The following is a 2769-nucleotide window of genomic DNA, read 5'->3' on the forward strand; positions in this document are numbered from 1 at the left end:
TAGAAGTAACGACCGTTTGCCCCTTGGCTTACTGTGAAGGATTTATTAACTGGATCTGTTTCCAAGGCTTTTTCTGCTGCTGCACTAGCATTTTCTGGAGTCAAGTAACCATTTTCAGGGTTTTCTGCTAGTCCTTTAGGTTCAGTTTGTGTTGTACTTTGCTGATCTCCACCGTTTTTCTGGCCAGAGTTTGCATCAGGCAATACTTGACCTGTGCCACCGTTAGCAGATGTCCCTTCACCTGGTGTTTTACCTTCATCTATTTGACCATCATTTTTATTTTCATTAGCAGGAACATCTTCAGCAGGAACATCTTCATTTTCTTCAGTAGGAGGTTCTTCAGCTGAAACCGCTTCACCACTGCCTAAAAATAAAGTAGCACCTACTGCTACGGATGCAAGGCCAACACTCAATTTCTTAAGTGTGAAGCGCTGCTTTTTATTGGCTGTCTTTTTGAAATACGTTTTAAAATTGTTCTTTCCAACCATATTAAAACTCCTTTTCTATATCCATTAACTTAGCAATGAGTAATATGTACTAATATCATATGACAAGTTTAACCTACTAGCCCTTTGCCCTTATTACTCTTATACTAAGTCAACTTGGTATGGTTAAAATATAGCCTACTAGGATGGGAAAGTCAAGCTAATAATGTAAAATATAGTCGATCAAAGTTGTAAATATTCTTTACCTTTGTCATGGTTTTGAAATATATCTGATAGTCATCATACTAAATTACTACTAATTTAGCAAAGTTATTTTATGCAATTCTTAAGATTGACTATTTATTAAATATAATAGTCGTAAACAAGTCCTTAACCTGGGAGATAAGTTTACAATAAAGGTACTATGGGTTCATGATACATAAGCTTAAAAACCTTTAGTATCAATCACCAACATTGTTGATATAGTATTATCGTTAAGTCTTGCTTATAGACTATGCTAACAGATTTATTATTAATCAATCTGGGTAATATTCTTTTTTCCATAGAAAAATAATTCTTTTTATAAAATGTTTGTTATCATTTACATGGATTGAGTTTATATAGTAACAATTATTTGTGTTACATTTATGAGACAATATAAAAACCGACCCCATTTTTGGGATCGGTTTTTTTGAATTGTACAACAAAATCCAATATTGTACTTTACAAAGTGAGATTTAAAATGGTTTAGTCTTCTTTATTTTTACCAGCGAACAATCCACCAGCTAAACTTGATAGACCAAGTAGGCCTAGTGCCCAAGCAGAAGTAGCTGTATCTGGTAGAGTTTGGCCAGACTCTTCAGCAGCTTCCTGGTTAGAAGCTTGTGCTTGACCAGCAGGAGCTTTTTGACCTGAAACTTGTTTGCTGTCTTGAACTGGAGTAGCTACTTGACCTTCAGAACCTTTACCAAGTTTAACTGGTGCAACTTGACCAGGTTTTTGGTCTTTAGAGTCATCAGAAGTAGTGTCATCTGCTTCATCTGAGCCTTCTTTACCTTCTTCCTCAGTTTCGTCTTCAGTAGAGTCGTCTGAGTCAGAGTCACCTGTGTCAGAATCTCCATGACCAGGTTTTTCTTCACCAGTGTCACCAGAATCATCATCAGAGTCATCTTCTAATTTTTCTCTTCCGGTGAAGGTTTTAGTATCTTCATCATAAGACCAGTCTAATTCGCCAAGGTCATTTTCTTTTGCCCAGTTTTGGAAGTATTCGAGTGCTTCTTCAGGACTTGATGCTTTGACAGTAGTAGCGCCATTTTTGCCTTTGGTGTTTTGAGTGATATAAACGAAGGTGTAGACTGCTTCTTGATTTTCTTCGTCTTGAATAGCTTCTTCTAGGCCACTCCAGTCGAAGTCTGGTCGAACGAAGTCGTATTCAGAATCAACGGAAGCTTCCCCTTCAATTTTTTCGCTAGCGGTAAAGACTCGGTCTTCACTTTCATAGTGCCAGTTGAAGTCTCCAGCATCTAAACCTCTTTCGCTCAAGAAGTTTTGGAAGTATTCGAGTGCTTCTCTTGGGCTTGATGCTTTAACAGTGGTCGCACCATTTTGGTTTTGAGTGCGTTGACCAAAGTAGTAAAAGGTGTAAACTTCTTCTTGAGCTTCTTCCTCAGCTACTGCATCTTCTAGACCGCTCCAGTCAATGTCTGGTGCATTGAAGTCATATTCAGAGTCAACAGAAGCTTCGCCTTCAATTTTTTCGCTAGCGGTAAAGACTCGGTCATCACTTTCATAGTGCCAGTTGAAGTCTCCAGCATCTAAACCATTTTCACTCAAGTAGTTTTGGAAGTATTCGAGCGCTTCTCTTGGACTTGAGGCTTTAACGGTAGTGACACCGTTTTGGTTTTGAGTTCGTTGGCCGTAATAGTAAAGGGTGTAAACTTCTTCTTGTGCTTCTTCTTCAGCAACTGCTTCTTCTAGACCGCTCCAGTCAATTTCTGGTGCGTTGAAGTCATATTCAGAATCTACTGAAGTTTCGCCTTCAACACCACTTTGTTCTTCGTTAGGAACAGTTGTTAAGATTTCACGTTTAACTGCGTTGACATCTTGAACTGTTTCCTGAGCATTGATCCAACCAGCATATTTTTCGTCTGTGAAGCCAGCTGTTTGAACTTCAGCAATAGCTGCTTCTTTTGCTGCTTGTAGTTCTTGAGCTTTTTGTTCTTGTTCACGTTCATATGCTTGATCTGCTTCGCTCCAGTCAATTTCTGGTGCGTTGAAGTCATGTTCAGAATCTACTGAAGTTGCACCTTCAATACCACTTTGTTCTTCGTTAGGAACAGTTGTT

General features: G+C 38.6%; 2 protein-coding genes. Both read right to left on the minus strand.

What is annotated here, in order from left to right:
• On the minus strand, positions 1–488 hold a 488-nt coding region (locus HMPREF9698_RS08930; protein ID WP_003777045.1), incomplete at its 3' end, for a DUF5633 domain-containing protein.
• Between the two features lie 684 nt (positions 489–1172).
• On the minus strand, positions 1173–2769 hold a 1597-nt coding region (locus HMPREF9698_RS08935; protein WP_003777046.1), incomplete at its 5' end, for an albumin-binding GA domain-containing protein.

Source organism: Alloiococcus otitis ATCC 51267 (assembly GCF_000315445.1).
Taxonomy (GTDB): domain Bacteria; phylum Bacillota; class Bacilli; order Lactobacillales; family Carnobacteriaceae_A; genus Alloiococcus; species Alloiococcus otitis.